The organism is Thalassotalea fonticola (assembly GCF_032911225.1).
GTDB classification, from domain to species: domain Bacteria; phylum Pseudomonadota; class Gammaproteobacteria; order Enterobacterales; family Alteromonadaceae; genus Thalassotalea_A; species Thalassotalea_A fonticola.
This window is the reverse complement of sequence record NZ_CP136600.1, coordinates 4,511,575-4,526,645: the sequence shown is the minus strand read 5'-3', so window position 1 is coordinate 4,526,645 and position 15,071 is coordinate 4,511,575. Positions and strand designations below refer to the sequence as shown.

The 15,071-nt window shown below is 39.3% G+C and carries 8 protein-coding genes and 4 tRNA genes; 1 reads left to right on the top strand and 11 read right to left on the bottom strand.

Annotated features, from left to right (window positions below; genetic code table 11):
• Nucleotides 1-482: 482 nt before the first annotated feature.
• From RI844_RS18685 to recA, 11 genes are all read right to left on the bottom strand, one after another.
• Nucleotides 483-559: transfer RNA gene (locus RI844_RS18685), tRNA-Arg, on the bottom strand.
• 141 nt (nucleotides 560-700) lie between these two features.
• Nucleotides 701-777 (bottom strand) — tRNA-Arg (locus RI844_RS18680).
• Nucleotides 778-970: 193 nt separating this feature from the next.
• Nucleotides 971-1,047, bottom strand: a tRNA-Arg gene (locus RI844_RS18675).
• A gap of 66 nt (nucleotides 1,048-1,113) precedes the next feature.
• Nucleotides 1,114-1,205: transfer RNA gene (locus RI844_RS18670), tRNA-Ser, on the bottom strand.
• A 216-nt stretch (nucleotides 1,206-1,421) separates the two neighbouring features.
• Entirely contained in the window at nucleotides 1,422-1,616 is a 195-nt protein-coding gene (gene csrA, locus RI844_RS18665; RefSeq protein WP_348396150.1) for a carbon storage regulator CsrA, read from the bottom strand.
• Nucleotides 1,617-1,739: 123 nt separating this feature from the next.
• On the bottom strand, nucleotides 1,740-2,960 hold the full coding sequence (locus RI844_RS18660; RefSeq protein WP_348396149.1) for an aspartate kinase: 1,221 nt from the start codon (nucleotides 2,958-2,960) through the stop codon (nucleotides 1,740-1,742).
• A gap of 32 nt (nucleotides 2,961-2,992) precedes the next feature.
• A complete protein-coding gene (alaS, locus tag RI844_RS18655; protein ID WP_348396148.1) occupies nucleotides 2,993-5,614 on the bottom strand; it encodes an alanine--tRNA ligase in 2,622 nt (873 codons plus the stop codon).
• Between the two features lie 49 nt (nucleotides 5,615-5,663).
• A complete protein-coding gene (locus tag RI844_RS18650) occupies nucleotides 5,664-6,104 on the bottom strand; it encodes a regulatory protein RecX (protein ID WP_348396147.1) in 441 nt (146 codons plus the stop codon).
• Between the two features lie 122 nt (nucleotides 6,105-6,226).
• The gene (gene metH / locus RI844_RS18645; RefSeq protein ID WP_405054493.1) at nucleotides 6,227-9,922 is read right to left on the bottom strand and encodes a methionine synthase; all 3,696 of its coding nucleotides are present in this window, start codon (nucleotides 9,920-9,922) and stop codon (nucleotides 6,227-6,229) included.
• Nucleotides 9,923-9,973: 51 nt separating this feature from the next.
• Nucleotides 9,974-10,885 (bottom strand): homoserine O-succinyltransferase, encoded by a 912-nt coding sequence (locus RI844_RS18640; protein ID WP_348396145.1) that lies wholly within the window; start codon nucleotides 10,883-10,885, stop codon nucleotides 9,974-9,976.
• Nucleotides 10,886-11,042: 157 nt separating this feature from the next.
• Complete coding sequence (gene recA, locus RI844_RS18635; RefSeq protein ID WP_348396144.1) at nucleotides 11,043-12,074, bottom strand: recombinase RecA; 1,032 nt, start codon at nucleotides 12,072-12,074, stop codon at nucleotides 11,043-11,045.
• 394 nt (nucleotides 12,075-12,468) lie between these two features.
• Here recA and mutS point away from each other — a divergent pair, with 394 nt between their 5' ends.
• Nucleotides 12,469-15,036: a DNA mismatch repair protein MutS gene (gene mutS, locus RI844_RS18630; RefSeq protein WP_348396143.1), complete on the top strand. Its 2,568-nt coding sequence runs from the start codon at nucleotides 12,469-12,471 to the stop codon at nucleotides 15,034-15,036.
• The last annotated feature ends 35 nt before the right edge of the window (nucleotides 15,037-15,071 follow it).

Here is a 15,071-nt window from a genome sequence, read left to right as displayed (position 1 = left end):
TAAATGTGGCGGACGCGGCAGGAGTCGAACCTGCGACCGCCTGGCCTTTGTATTAGCGCTAGGTACTTATATTTTTATATTTCAAAAAACAAAAAACCGATCACAGGATCGGTTTATTGTAAATGTGGCGGACGCGGCAGGAGTCGAACCTGCGACCGCTTGGCCTTTGTATTAGCGCTAGGTACTTATATTTTTATATTTCAAAAAACAAAAAACCGATCATAGGATCGGTTTATTGTAAATGTGGCGGACGCGGCAGGAGTCGAACCTGCGACCGCCTGGCCTTTGTATTAGCGCTAGGTACTTATATTTTTATATTTCAAAAAACAAAAAACCGATCACAGGATCGGTTTATTGTAAATGTGGCGGACGCGGCAGGAGTCGAACCTGCGACCGCCTGGCCTTTGTATTAGCGCCAGGTACTTATATTTTTATATTTCAAAAAACAAAAAACCGATCACAGGATCGGTTTATTGTAAATGTGGCGGACGCGGCAGGAGTCGAACCTGCGACCGCCTGGTTCGTAGCCAGGTACTCTATCCAGCTGAGCTACGCGTCCGCGGTCGTTATAATTAAAGTGATAACCTCACTCCTCAATGTTTAGCCACTTTGAGGAAGTGTTACTAAAAGCCAAAATACAATGACCTCAATAAAAGCAAAGGCCCTAATTTATCTTCCGATAAAATAGGGCCTTCTAATGTGGCGGACGCGGCAGGAGTCGAACCTGCGACCGCCTGGTTCGTAGCCAGGTACTCTATCCAGCTGAGCTACGCGTCCGCGGTCGTTATAATTAAAGTGATAACCTCACCCCTCAATGTTTAGCCACTTTGAGGAAGTGTTTACTTACGCTGAGCGGCTAATGCCAAATCAGGATCGTATATTTTAAGTGCTACCCGCACTGTTGTTACCTCGAACAACACGACTCAGTTATTTATTCACTTTGAGAAAGTGACCACTTCTTTGAAAGAAGTGGCGGACGCGGCAGGAGTCGAACCTGCGACCGCCTGGTTCGTAGCCAGGTACTCTATCCAGCTGAGCTACGCGTCCGCAATCGAGAAATTAAAATATTAAAAACTCTTTTTCTTGCCCATTCAGCAATCTTTCGAAGAAGAATGGCGGTGAGGGAGGGATTCGAACCCTCGATAGGGTTTAACGCCTATACTCCCTTAGCAGGGGAGCGCCTTCAGCCTCTCGGCCACCTCACCAATGGCGTGCATATTAATGGATTCGAAAAATAAGTCAACGGATTTTTTTGTCTTTTTTTCTGTTTGTTGATATTTCAAACAAGATGTTTAAATATCAGACCATTTATATACAGAGTTAACGCTGAAGTTAACATCAAACTAACTTAACCCATTAAATAAATACCAAAGGTTTTAGCAAATATTAATGAATCAATTTTGACAATTAAATAACGCTAATTACTCGTTACCCACATTATCAGGATTATCCTTTTCCGCTTGTATGCGCATGTAAATTTCTTCACGATGAACAGACACTTCTTTTGGTGCATTAACACCTATGCGGACCTGGTTCCCTTTTACCCCTAAAACAGTGACTGTAACATCGTCACCGACCATTAGAGTTTCACCAACCCTTCTTGTTAATATTAGCATCCATATGCTCCCTTTTATTAGAAATCACTCTTATGTTAGCAAACCTAGGCTCAATAAATAAACAAAATAACTAGATTTTTTCCTTAACATATAAGAATTTAGCAAAGTTTTCGGAAAAAGAGACTAATTTGTTACATTTAGTTGAAACTTTTCGTGTAAAAAACAAACAGCACTTGTTAAATCACTTTCTTTTACTAGTACTGATATTTTGATTTCGGCTGCTGAAACTAAATAAACATCGATTTTATTATCTAATAGGCACTCAAACAGTTCTGCTGCGACTCCGGAGTGTGAGCGCATACCATTACCAATTGCAGATATTTTTACTACTTTATTATTACCACAGAGTTGCTCAATAGAAAAATCAGCGGTTAAAGAATTAGCAATGCGTAGTGTTTGTTGATAATCATTTCGGTGAACAGTAAAACTAAGGTTAATTTTATCATTATCTTTAGCTGTTTGCGTTAGCATATCAACTTCAATATCTACTTTGGCAAGTAATGCAAAGAGTTTATTTCTAAATTTTTCACCACTCTCGACTCCACTAGCACTGATCATTGCCTCATCTTTGTGGCTGGTAATAGCCGACACTGGATGCGTTTTGTCTGCTTGTTGCTCAAAAGTAATACTAGTGCCATCACCTTCGCTAAAGCTTGAAAGCACCCTAAGTGGCATTTTATGATTGCCGGCAAATTCAACTGATCGTGATTGTAATACTTTCGCACCGGAGCTTGCCATCTCCAACATTTCTTCAAAACTCACATAAGGTAATTTTCGAGCATTTTCATCGAGACGGGGGTCCGTAGTATATACACCATCTACATCAGTAAAAATCTGGCACTCCTTCGCTTGCAGCGCTGTTGCAATTGCCACTGCTGATGTATCAGACCCCCCTCTTCCTAATGTAGTAATATTGCCTTCATTGTCATTACCCTGGAAACCTGCAACGATAACAATATGTCCTTGCTGTAACTCTTTCAGCATTCGCTGATTATCAACATTTAAAATGCGCGCTTTATTAAAGCGATTATCAGTTAGCAGCCCAATTTGATGAGCTAATAACGAAACAGCTGAAAAACCGCGTTTAATCAACGCTATAGAGAGCAAAGCAATTGATACTTGCTCACCACTAGCGAGCAGCATATCGAGTTCACGAGGAGAGGGATTTGGATCGAGTTTGTTAGCAAGTTCAGTTAAACGGTTAGTCTCACCTGACATTGCAGACAACACAGCAACAACTTGATGTCCTTGTTGCTTTGTTTTAATGATTTGTTCGGCTACATTTTCAATTCGTTCAAGGGAACCAACAGAGGTCCCCCCAAACTTTTGTACAATAATTGCCATTAACGATTAATCGCCATCATATAATTCAACCCTTATAGCTTATCAGCTAACCAAGCTTCAACACTGGCAAGTGCAGTTGCAATATTCTCAGGTTGAGTGCCACCGGCTTGCGCCATATCTGGACGGCCTCCGCCTTTACCACCAACTTGTTCGGCAACCATTTTCACTAAATCGCCAGCTTTTACTTTGCTAATTAAATCTTTGGTAACCCCGGCAATTAAACTTACTTTGGCGCCATTAGCTAACGCTAACAATACAACGCCGGAGCCTAATTTATTTTTAAGATCGTCAACCATTTCACGTAATGCTTTCGGGTCGCTCCCCTCAACATCGGCAATTAATGCCTTAACGCCATTAATATTAATTGCACTATTGATTAAGTCTGACCCCGCTTGTGAAGCTAACTTTTGCTTTAATTGTGCGATTTCTTTTTCTAATTGTTTAGATTTAGCAATTAACTGCTCAACTTTGCTTACCGTATTAACGGCATCTGATTTAACTAAGTTTGCAATAGTGGTTAGTTTATCAGCTTGCTCGTCAACGTATGTCATTGCAGCAATACCAGTCACTGCTTCAATACGTCTTGTGCCTGCAGCAATACCTGCTTCAGAAGTGATTTTTAATAAACCAATATCGCCGGTACGTTCAACATGCACACCACCACAAAGCTCTGTTGAAAAGCTACCTAAGCTAACAACACGCACTTCATCGTCATACTTTTCACCAAACAGCGCCATTGCGCCTTTTTCTTTAGCTGATTCAATATCCATTAGTGCTGTTTCACGAATGAAATTGGCACGAATATTATCATTTACTAATTGCTCTACCTGACGAAGCTCTACAGCTGTTACGCCTTCGAAATGAGAAAAGTCAAAACGAAGTTTGTCAGGATCACATAATGAGCCTTTTTGGATCACGTGCTCACCTAAAACCTGACGAAGCGCCTCATGTAATAAATGTGTCGCTGAATGGTTTTTGACAATATTACTACGGCGAGCACTGTCTATTGCTGCATTTGCTCTAGCATTTAATTGAATAGCTGACTCGGCCACACCGTGATGAGCAAAAGCATTACCCAATTTAACTGTATCAGTTACTTTGAAAATGCCACTGTCAGTGGTTATAGTGCCGGTATCACCTACTTGACCACCAGATTCAGCATAAAATGGGGAATTGTCTAAAACAATGACGCCTTTATCACCGGCATTTAACGATGAAACACTACCTTCACTGTTAAATAATTCAACTATAGTGGAGCTAAAACTGTGATTATCATAGCCTTCAAAATGTGTGGTTTTGTCTGATTTGATTTGATCATTGTAATCAGTACCAAAATTTGATGCTTTTTGCGCACGTTCACGTTGTGCTTGCATTTCACTATCAAAACCGTCTTGGTCAATGGTTAATTCTTTTTCACGAGCTATATCGGCAGTTAAGTCAGCTGGGAATCCGTAGGTATCGTAGAGCTTAAACACATCCTTGCCAGGAATAACATCCCCAGTTAAATTAGCAATCACATCGCTAAGTAAGTTCATGCCACGGTCTAACGTGCGGCCAAATTGCTCTTCCTCAATGCGTAATGTTTTTTCTATAATCGCTTGTTGCTTGATAAGCTCAGGATATGCTTCTCCCATTTGTTCAGCCAACGCTGAAACCAATTGATGGAAGAAATGGGATTTTGCTTCAAGTTTATGCCCATGACGTACCGCACGGCGAATAATACGACGAAGTACAAAACCACGCCCTACATTTGATGGGTTAACGCCATCGGTGATCATAAAGCTACACGAACGGATGTGATCGGCTATTACTCGTAATGATTTATGTTCTAAATCTTCACAACCAAGTAAGTCAGCCGCAGCTTTAATTAAACCTTGGAATATATCTATTTCATAGTTTGAATGTACGCCTTGCATGATTGCAGCAATACGCTCCAGTCCCATGCCGGTATCAACAGAAGGCTTAGGTAGTGGTTCCATAGTGCCGTCAGCTTGGCGGTTAAACTGCATGAAAACAAGGTTCCAAATCTCGATAAAACGATCACCATCTTCTTCAGGTGAACCCGGAGGACCGCCCCAAATTTCTTCGCCATGATCATAAAATATTTCAGAGCAAGGGCCACATGGTCCAGTATCACCCATTGACCAAAAATTGTCAGACTCAAATTTTTTGTCTGCTGACTTGTCGCCAATACGAATGATACGATCTACCGGAACACCAATCACATTTGCCCAATGGTCAAATGCTTCATTGTCGGTTTCATACACCGTTACTAATAATTTCTCTTTTGGTAAACCTAACACTGAAGTTAAGAATTCCCAACCGAAGTTGATAGCATCTATTTTGAAATAGTCACCAAAGCTAAAGTTACCCAGCATTTCAAAAAATGTATGATGGCGAGCGGTATAACCCACATTTTCTAAATCATTATGTTTACCACCAGCACGTACACAACGCTGTGATGATGTAGCTCTGGTATAACTGCGAGTTTCAGCGCCTAAAAACACATCTTTAAATGGTACCATACCAGCATTGGTAAACAGTAAAGTTGCATCATTGCCTGGTACAAGTGAGCTACTCGCAACTATTTGGTGCTGTTTTTGCGCGAAGAAGTTTAAAAATGCCTGTCTTATTTCGGCACTGGATTTAATCATGGTCGTTATCCAATAAAAAATTTGTATTCATTAATTAGGTAGCTATTTATTAGCTTAAGTTCAATACCGTGTTTATTTGTTCAAAACTGTATCCACGATATTGTAAAAATCTTACTCGTTTGGCTTTATCTTTTTGGTCGATAATTTCAGTGTTATCAAAACGCTTTTGATAAGCAATCTCTGCCTGTAAAAACCAGTCAACGTGCTGGCTAGCATAAACGGCGGCTATAGTATCACTTGTCAGGCCTTTTTGCTTTAATTCTGCGGCGATATAAATCCATCCATAACCTTTGGCAATTCGTAGGCGAAACATACTTTCACCAAAACGTAAATCACTCTGAATATCTTGCTCACTCAAGGCATCTAATACAATTTGTATATCATCGCTATTGAACTCTCTTAGCTTTAACTTTTGCATTAGCTCTTTTTGCGAATGTTCGCGTCTTGCTAATAAAGAATAAGCGGCTTTTTTAACGTCCTTTTTTATCACTAAAGCATTACTTCAACGGGTATAATTGTGCATATTCTACCTGTGTTTGGATAAAAAAAATACTGCTTGAAACAAGAAAAGGGCCTTCTGGCCCTTTTAAATTTTGTTCGCTAAATTAATCTTTAATCAGGATCATAACCCAGGTTTGGTGACAACCAGCGCTCAGCTTCAGTTACACTCATATTTTTACGAGTTGCATAGCTTTCTACTTGCTCTTTATCTATTTTAGCAACAGCAAAATACTTGCTGTCTGGGTGAGCAAAATACCAACCACTAACTGCTGCACCTGGCCACATCGCATAGCTTGTTGTTAACTCCATGCCGATGTTGTTTTCAACATCAAGTAACTGCCATATCGTTGCCTTTTCCGTATGTTCAGGGCATGCTGGATAACCTGGAGCAGGTCTAATACCTTGATAACTTTCACGGATAAGAGCTTCGTTATCTAGATTTTCATCACTGGCATAACCCCAATATTCCTTACGAATTTGTTCATGTAAATATTCTGCTGTTGCTTCAGCAAGCCTATCGGCAACAGCCTTTAATAAAATAGAATTATAAGTATCATGTTTAGAGTCATACTCTTGCACTAACTCATCCGCACCAAAACCTGCAGATACTGCAAATGCACCTACGTAGTCATTAATGCCCGAGTCTTTATCAGCAACGTAATCACTTAAACAACGATTGAACTGCCCTGCTTGCTTCTTCGTTTGCTGGCGCAATCCACAAAGTGTATTTAATATTTCACTGCGTGTGTCATCGGTAAACACTTCAATGTCATCACCAATACTTTGTGCCGGAAATAAGCCAAATACCGCTTTTGCTTTTAAGGTTTGATTGTTAATCACCTCATCAAGCATGGCATTGGCATCAGCAAATAATTTTTTTGCTTCTTCGCCAATAAGTTCATGTTCCAAAATTTTTGGATATTTACCTGATAACTGCCAGGTTAAGAAAAATGGCGTCCAATCGATGTAATTTCGTACCACATTCAAATCTAAGTTATCTAATACTGTTACGCCCAATTGTTTTGGTGTGACCGGTGTGTAGTTGTCAAAACTTAATGGAAAAGCGTTCGCGCGAGAATCTTTTAATGACGATAAATCAGAGCGAGGTCCTTTTTTACTGTAACGTTGGCGAACAGTTTCATATTCTTTTTCTGTACGTTCAACCAATGCATCTTTCAATTCTGGGGTTAATAATGAATTAACCACTGATACTGAGCGAGAGGCATTTGGTACATAAACCACTGGATGCTCATAGTTTTGTTCAATTTTAACTGCAGTGTGCGCTTTCGATGTTGTTGCACCACCAATCAATAAAGGTAAATCAAAATCAAGACGCTGCATTTCTTTGGCCACATGGACCATTTCATCGAGAGAAGGTGTAATTAAGCCTGACAAACCGATAATATCAACATTTTCATCACGGGCTACTTGCAAAATCTTATCACATGAAACCATAACGCCAAGATCGATTACCTCATAGTTATTACATTGCAATACTACACCAACTATATTCTTCCCAATGTCGTGCACATCACCTTTAACCGTGGCTAGTAATACCTTACCGTTGGAGCTTGCTTCTGTTTTTTCAAGTTCAATGAAAGGTTGTAAATGCGCCACAGCTTGCTTCATTACTCGTGCAGATTTTACCACTTGCGGTAAGAACATTTGACCTTCGCCAAATAAGTCACCAACGATATTCATCCCGTCCATTAGCGGCCCTTCGATAACATCGATAGGTCGCGCTGCTGCTAACCTTGCTTCTTCAGTATCTTCAACAATAAATTCATTAATGCCTTTTACTAATGCATGCTCTAATCTTTTGATTACCGGTAGCTCACGCCAACTTAAGTCAGCTCCAGCAGCTTTTTGACCACCTTGGCCACGATACTCTTCAGCAACCTCTAACAGACGTTCTGTCGCATCTTCATCGCTATTTTGAATAACATCCTCAACAGCTTTTAATAAATTTTCAGGAACATCTTGATAAATTGCTAATTGCCCGGCATTAACAATCCCCATATCCATGCCATTTTTAATCGCATGATAAAGGAATACTGCATGGATTGCTTCACGTACCGGGTTATTACCACGAAATGAAAACGACACATTTGATACGCCACCAGAAATCATCGCATGCGGTAGAGTTTCCTTAATAACTTTAGTGGCTTCAATAAAGTCTACGGCATAATTGTTATGTTCATCAATACCAGTTGCTACCGCAAAAATATTTGGATCAAAGATGATATCTTCCGGCGGGAAGCCAACCTCATCAACCAATATACGATAAGCTCGTTGACAAATTTCTACTTTTCTATCTTTGGTATCAGCTTGGCCAACTTCGTCAAAAGCCATGATAATTACTGCGGCGCCATAACGACGAACGAGTTCAGCATGATGCTTAAACGCTTCCTCACCTTCTTTTAAGCTAATAGAGTTAACAATGCCCTTGCCCTGAATACATTTTAAGCCTGCCTCCATGATCTCCCATTTAGAGGAATCAAGCATGATAGGTACTTTCGAGATATCAGGCTCGCCAGCAATTAAGTTTAGAAACTTAACCATTGCCCCATAGGAGTCAAGCATGCCCTCATCCATATTGATATCAATTATTTGCGCCCCATTTTCAACTTGCTGGAGCGCTACGGCGATTGCTTCATCGTATTTTTCTTCGGTTATTAAGCGTTTAAATATGGCTGAACCTGTCACATTGGTACGCTCACCAACGTTAACAAATAAACTGTTTTCATCAAGATTTAGCGCTTCTAACCCTGATAACCGACACGCTATTTTTTTAGCTTCGATTTTACGAGGGTTAATACTTGCAACTGAATCGGCAATACCTTTTATATGTGCAGGTGTGGTACCACAACAACCGCCGACTATATTTAAGAAGCCAGCTTGAGCCCATTCAATAATATGCTCATTCATATCTTCAACAGTAAAGTCATATTCACCAAAGGCATTTGGCAAACCCGCATTTGGGTGGGCTGAAACGGCGAAGTCGGAGATATTGCTTAACTCTTCTACATACTGCCTAAGCTCAACCGGACCAAGCGCACAGTTTAAGCCGAATGAAATAGGGTCAGCATGACGCAATGAGTTATAAAATGCTTCAGTAGTTTGCCCTGATAGGGTTCTACCCGAAGCATCTGTGATTGTGCCAGAGATCATTAGGGGTAAGCGATAGCCTAGATCGGCGAACACTTGTTCCACAGCAAAAACAGCAGCTTTTGCGTTTAACGTATCGAAGATAGTTTCGAGCATTATAATATCTACTCCGCCTTCTATTAAGGCAAGAATAGATTCAATATATGCGTCTTTTAGCTCATCAAAACTTACATTTCGAAATGCCGGATTATTTACATCAGGTGAAATAGAACATGTACGGTTAGTTGGCCCTAACACACCTGCAACAAACCTTGGTTTATCCGGGGTTGTTAAACTTATTTCATCTGCAACTTGGCGAGCAATTTGTGCTGAAACTAAGTTTATCTCACGACTGATATCTTCCATATCGTAATCAGCCATGGCAATGGTAGTAGAGTTAAATGTATTAGTTTCAATAATATCAGCACCCGCTACTAAGTACTGACGGTGGATATCTTTTATAACTTCACTTTGGGTGATTGAAAGTAAATCATTGTTACCTTTCACATCACAATGCCAATCTGCGAACCTGGTACCTCGATAATCTTGCTCTTCAAATTTATGATCTTGGATCATAGTACCCATAGCACCATCAAGTACTAAAATTCGGTCTTGCAGTTGTTGCTCTAATAAAATAGTGGTTGGAGATTTCACCGTAATAGTTCCTGGTTCTGAATTAAATAATTGCTGCTTGTACTAATTTTAACAGAGCTAATTTTCAAGGTTGTAAGGAGTAATTTGATAAACATAATAATTTAGCCAATTGCTAAACAATAAGCAGCCATGGCTACGCCACTTGTTTTTTGGGATGCTATTTACATCATCAAATTTAAAATAATTTTCGGGTATGAAGGTATCAACTCCGACGTTTATATCGCGTTGATATTCATCACTTAAGGTACAAGCATCATATTCAGGATGTCCGGTTACAAAGACATGTTTCTTATCCTTTGTAGCAACCAAGTAAACTCCTGCTTGCTTAGATTCAGCTAAAATATTTAGTTCATCGACGCTTTGATAAATTGTTTTATCAATTTCACCATAGCGTGAATGCGGTACTGAAAATTCTTCTTCATAGCCACGTGTTAATGGTTCCATTGAATCTAATGTTTTATGAAGATACACACCTGAAAGCTTTTTATCCCGTAATTTTCGGTTTAAGCCATAACGGTAGTATAGCGCAGCATGCGCAGCCCAGCATGAATACATCGTTGATGTTACATTTGTTTGTGACCATTCAAACACTTCTACAATTTTGTCCCAGTAAGAAACATCTTCATAATTAAGCTGGCCTAAAGGAGCACCAGTAACAATCAAGCCGTCATAGTGTTTATGCTTAATATCATCGAATAAACAATAAAACTCATCTAAGTGTGCCTTAGGCGTATTTTTAGACTCATTTAAATTTAAACGTACAAATTCAATATTGATTTGCAATGGTGTATTGGAAAGCATGCGTAATATTTGAATTTCTGCTTCAATTTTATTAGGCATTAAATTCAATATTGCTACTTGCATTGGTCGAATATCTTGATTAACAGCCCTATTTTCAGACATGACAAAGATGTTCTCATTTGCGAGTACAGCCAAGGCAGGAAGTTGATCAGGGATTTTAATCGGCATTAATACAGACCTATGAAAGAGTAAAAACTTAATACTACCCAACCATATAGAAATGTCAACATCTAAACGTATAGACGTCTAAATAAACTTATTATTTACCTTTAGACATAAAAAAACCGCTCAGTGAGCGGTTTATTAAATAATAGTGTATTGAATATTATTCTACTTCAGCAACAACTTCTTCATCTTCTGAATCTTTAACAGTAGTGAGTAACAAGCCACGTAACTTAGCTTCTAACTCTTTCGCCATTGCTGTGTTTTCTGCAAGGTACTTAGTTGCATTTGCTTTACCTTGACCAATTCTTTCGCCCATGCAGCTGTACCATGCACCAGCTTTATCAACCATTTTATGCTTAACACCCAAGTCGATAAGCTCACCTAAACTATTGATACCTAAACCGTATAAAATTTGGAATTCAGCTTGTTTAAATGGCGGTGCAATTTTGTTTTTAACCACTTTAACACGGGTTTCGTTACCGGTAATCTCATCACCTTCTTTCACAGCACCAATACGACGGATATCTAGACGAACAGAAGCATAGAACTTCAACGCATTACCACCGGTTGTTGTTTCAGGGTTACCAAACATTACACCAATTTTCATACGAATTTGGTTAATAAAGATAAGCATGGTGTTTGATTGCTTTAGGTTACCAGTCAATTTACGCATTGCTTGTGACAACATGCGAGCTTGCAAGCCCATGTGACTATCACCCATATCACCTTCAATTTCAGCTTTTGGCGTAAGTGCTGCAACCGAATCGACTACGATAACATCTACCGCACCTGAGCGACTTAACATATCAACAATTTCTAATGCTTGTTCACCAGTGTCTGGCTGCGACACTAACAATTCATTAATATCCACACCAAGTTTTTCTGCATAGATTGGATCAAGAGCATGTTCAGCATCAACGAACGCACATACTTTACCATTGCGCTGTGCTTCAGCAATTACTTCTAAAGTAAGTGTCGTTTTACCACTAGATTCTGGACCATAGATTTCAACAACACGACCCATTGGTAAACCGCCAGCACCAAGGGCAACATCTAAAGCAAGCGAGCCGGTAGAAATTGTTTCTACGTTCATGCTTTGGTTATCACCTAGCTTCATGATTGAACCTTTACCGAATTGACGTTCAATTTGACCTAGGGCTGCTGATAATGCCTTTTCTTTATTTGCGTCCATTAAAATCTCCAATATTTTTCTATTTATCCAGTAGTTATGCACTCAGTATACTGTATAATAATACAGTATCAACTACTAAATTTTATTTTTTCTTAAAATCAACAACAAAAACACTTAACAACCTGATAAATAAGAAATTAATAATCTATTTATTTTTAATAAAAAATATAAACACACACAAGCGTGGTTTTATATACAGTAATAAAAATTAAAATTTAGATTTTTTATACAGTAGTTTAGTGATAATTATATTGTTAATTAATGATATCTTGCTTTGCGCTTCGAGTAATAATATTTTACCATCCATATACGCTATGAATCACGGCCTATTTTATCTATTTTCCAATTAATTTGCCGAACTCAAAATAACTTTAATAAATACAAAAGCTAATAAATGACAGACGATCTTTTTGCGCAATCTAATCACACCCCTATGATGCGCCAATATTTAAAAATAAAATCAGAATTCAAACATATTCTAGTGTTTTATCGAATGGGCGACTTTTACGAGTTGTTTTTTGATGATGCTAAAAAAGCCTCTGATCTACTGGACATATCTCTAACTGCCAGAGGAAAAACTGGTGGCAACGCAATACCTATGGCCGGTGTTCCTTATCATGCAGTTGAAAATTATTTAGCTCGACTGGTTCAAATGGGTGAATCCGTAGCCATTTGTGAACAAATTGGCGATCCAGCCACCAGTAAAGGACCGGTTGAACGAAAAGTTGTACGCATTGTTACACCCGGAACCATTTCAGATGAAGCATTATTAGAAGATAAGCAAGACAACTTACTTGTCTCTATTTTTGCTCATAAAGAAAAATTTGGCATTGCTTACCTTGATATGAGCAGCGGTCGCTTCGTCCTTTGCCAGCCAAACAATGAAGAGCAATTACAAGCTGAATTGCAACGCTTAACACCTGCAGAGTTACTATATCCAGAATCATTTGAACATACAGACTTGATTGAGCAAATAAAAGGCAAAAGACGTCGTCCTGACTGGGAGTATGATTTAGATACTGCGATCAAAATCTTAAATAAGCAATTTGGCACAAAAGAGTTGGTTGGCTTTGGCGTTGATGAATATCATTACGGCTTAGCTGCTGCTGGTTGCCTATTGCAATATGTCAAAGATACTCAGCGCAGTGAACTTCCACACATTAGAAGTATAAAAGCAGAAGCCTATGCTCAAGGGGTAATTTTAGATGCTGCCACCCGTAAAAACCTTGAGTTAACGCAAAACCTTTCAGGCGGTAGCGATAATACTTTAGCTTCGGTTCTTGATAAAACTGCATCACCTATGGGGTCTCGGTTATTAAAGCGTTGGCTGCACTTTCCGCTAAGGAACATAGAGGCACTAGAGAATCGTCAAAATGCAATTGCCGCAATTATTAGCGAGGACGTACAAACAGATATTTTCGATACCATTAAAGGTATTGGTGATATTGAACGAATTATCGCTCGAATTGCTCTTAGAAGCGCGCGCCCAAGAGATTTTGCCCGCTTACGTAATGCGTTGGGTTTGTTGCCAGAGCTTAATCAACTTCTGTTATTAAATTCTCAACCTTATATGCAGCAATTGGCAAATGTTAGCCGCCCAATTCCACAGTTACATGAATTGTTAAGTAAAGCCATTATTGAAAACCCACCAGTGTTGATTAGAGATGGTGGCGTATTAGCTCCCGGCTATAATAGCGAGCTAGATGAGCTGAGAAACTTAAGCCAAGGTGCGAGTAACTTCTTAGCAGAATTAGAACAACGTGAACGTGAAAAAACCGGGATCAGCACATTAAAAGTTGGTTATAACCGAGTTCATGGTTTTTATATTGAGATAAGTCGAAGAGAGTCAAATGAAGTACCTGTGGAATATATTCGCAGACAAACTCTTAAAAACAACGAACGATTTATTACCGAAGAGCTAAAATCTCATGAAGAGAAAGTTCTAACAGCACAAAGCCGATACCTTGCCTTAGAAAAACGCTTATACGATGAATTATTTGATCAACTTGCGCCATTTATTGAGCAATTACAATTATGCTCAGAGGCTGTTGCAAGTCTTGATGTATTAAATAACTTTGCCGAGCGTGCGCTTACATTAAATTATAATAAGCCGATGTTAAGTAAAGATCCGGGCATACACATTGATGCTGGTCGCCATCCAGTGGTTGAACAAGTTACTACTGATGCTTTTATCGCTAACCCGGTTGAATTATCACAGCAACGCAAAATGTTAATTATCACCGGGCCTAATATGGGCGGTAAATCTACTTACATGCGACAAACGGCGTTAATTACTCTGTTAGCGCATGTCGGCAGTTACGTGCCTGCCGACAATGCAAAAATAGGTTTAGTAGATAGAATTTTTACCCGAATAGGTGCGTCTGATGACTTAGCCAGTGGCCGCTCAACATTTATGGTAGAAATGACTGAAACAGCGAATATTCTACATAATGCAACAGAACAGTCGTTGGTATTACTTGATGAAATTGGTCGAGGTACCAGCACCTACGATGGTTTATCGTTGGCCTGGGCCTGTGCTGAGTATTTAGCGATAAATAGTAAAGCCTTTACTTTATTTGCCAGTCATTATTTCGAGCTTACTGAATTAGCTGAGCAACTCGATACGCTCGCTAATATTCACCTTGATGCAATGGAACATGATGACACAATTATTTTTATGCATGCTGTGCAAGAAGGGGCTGCCAGCAAAAGCTTCGGTTTGCAGGTAGCACAACTTGCTGGAGTTCCGAAAACGGTAATAAAACGAGCAAAACAGCGTTTACATGAACTTGAAATGCAAGCACCTGCGACAGTTATTACAAATCAACAAGCGGCTGAACTACAACAAGATATGTTTGTCGAAGAGCACCCGATGATTGCACAATTAAGAAACTTGAATATTGATGACATTACGCCGAGACAGGCGATGGATTTGTTATTTGAATTGAAAAACAAAGTGTAGCGCTGTTTTTATTCATCAAAAACAACGAAACCAGC

Excerpts from the sequence above, each read along its gene's own strand:
- RI844_RS18660 (WP_348396149.1), bottom strand. The coding sequence starts at position 2,960 with ATGGCAATTATTGTACAAAAGTTTGGGGGGACCTCTGTTGGTTCCCTT.
- mutS (WP_348396143.1), top strand. The coding sequence starts at position 12,469 with ATGACAGACGATCTTTTTGCGCAATCTAATCACACCCCTATGATGCGC.
- RI844_RS18640 (WP_348396145.1), bottom strand. The coding sequence starts at position 10,885 with ATGCCGATTAAAATCCCTGATCAACTTCCTGCCTTGGCTGTACTCGCA.
- alaS (WP_348396148.1), bottom strand. The coding sequence starts at position 5,614 with ATGATTAAATCCAGTGCCGAAATAAGACAGGCATTTTTAAACTTCTTC.
- csrA (WP_348396150.1), bottom strand. The coding sequence starts at position 1,616 with ATGCTAATATTAACAAGAAGGGTTGGTGAAACTCTAATGGTCGGTGAC.
- recA (WP_348396144.1), bottom strand. The coding sequence starts at position 12,074 with ATGGACGCAAATAAAGAAAAGGCATTATCAGCAGCCCTAGGTCAAATT.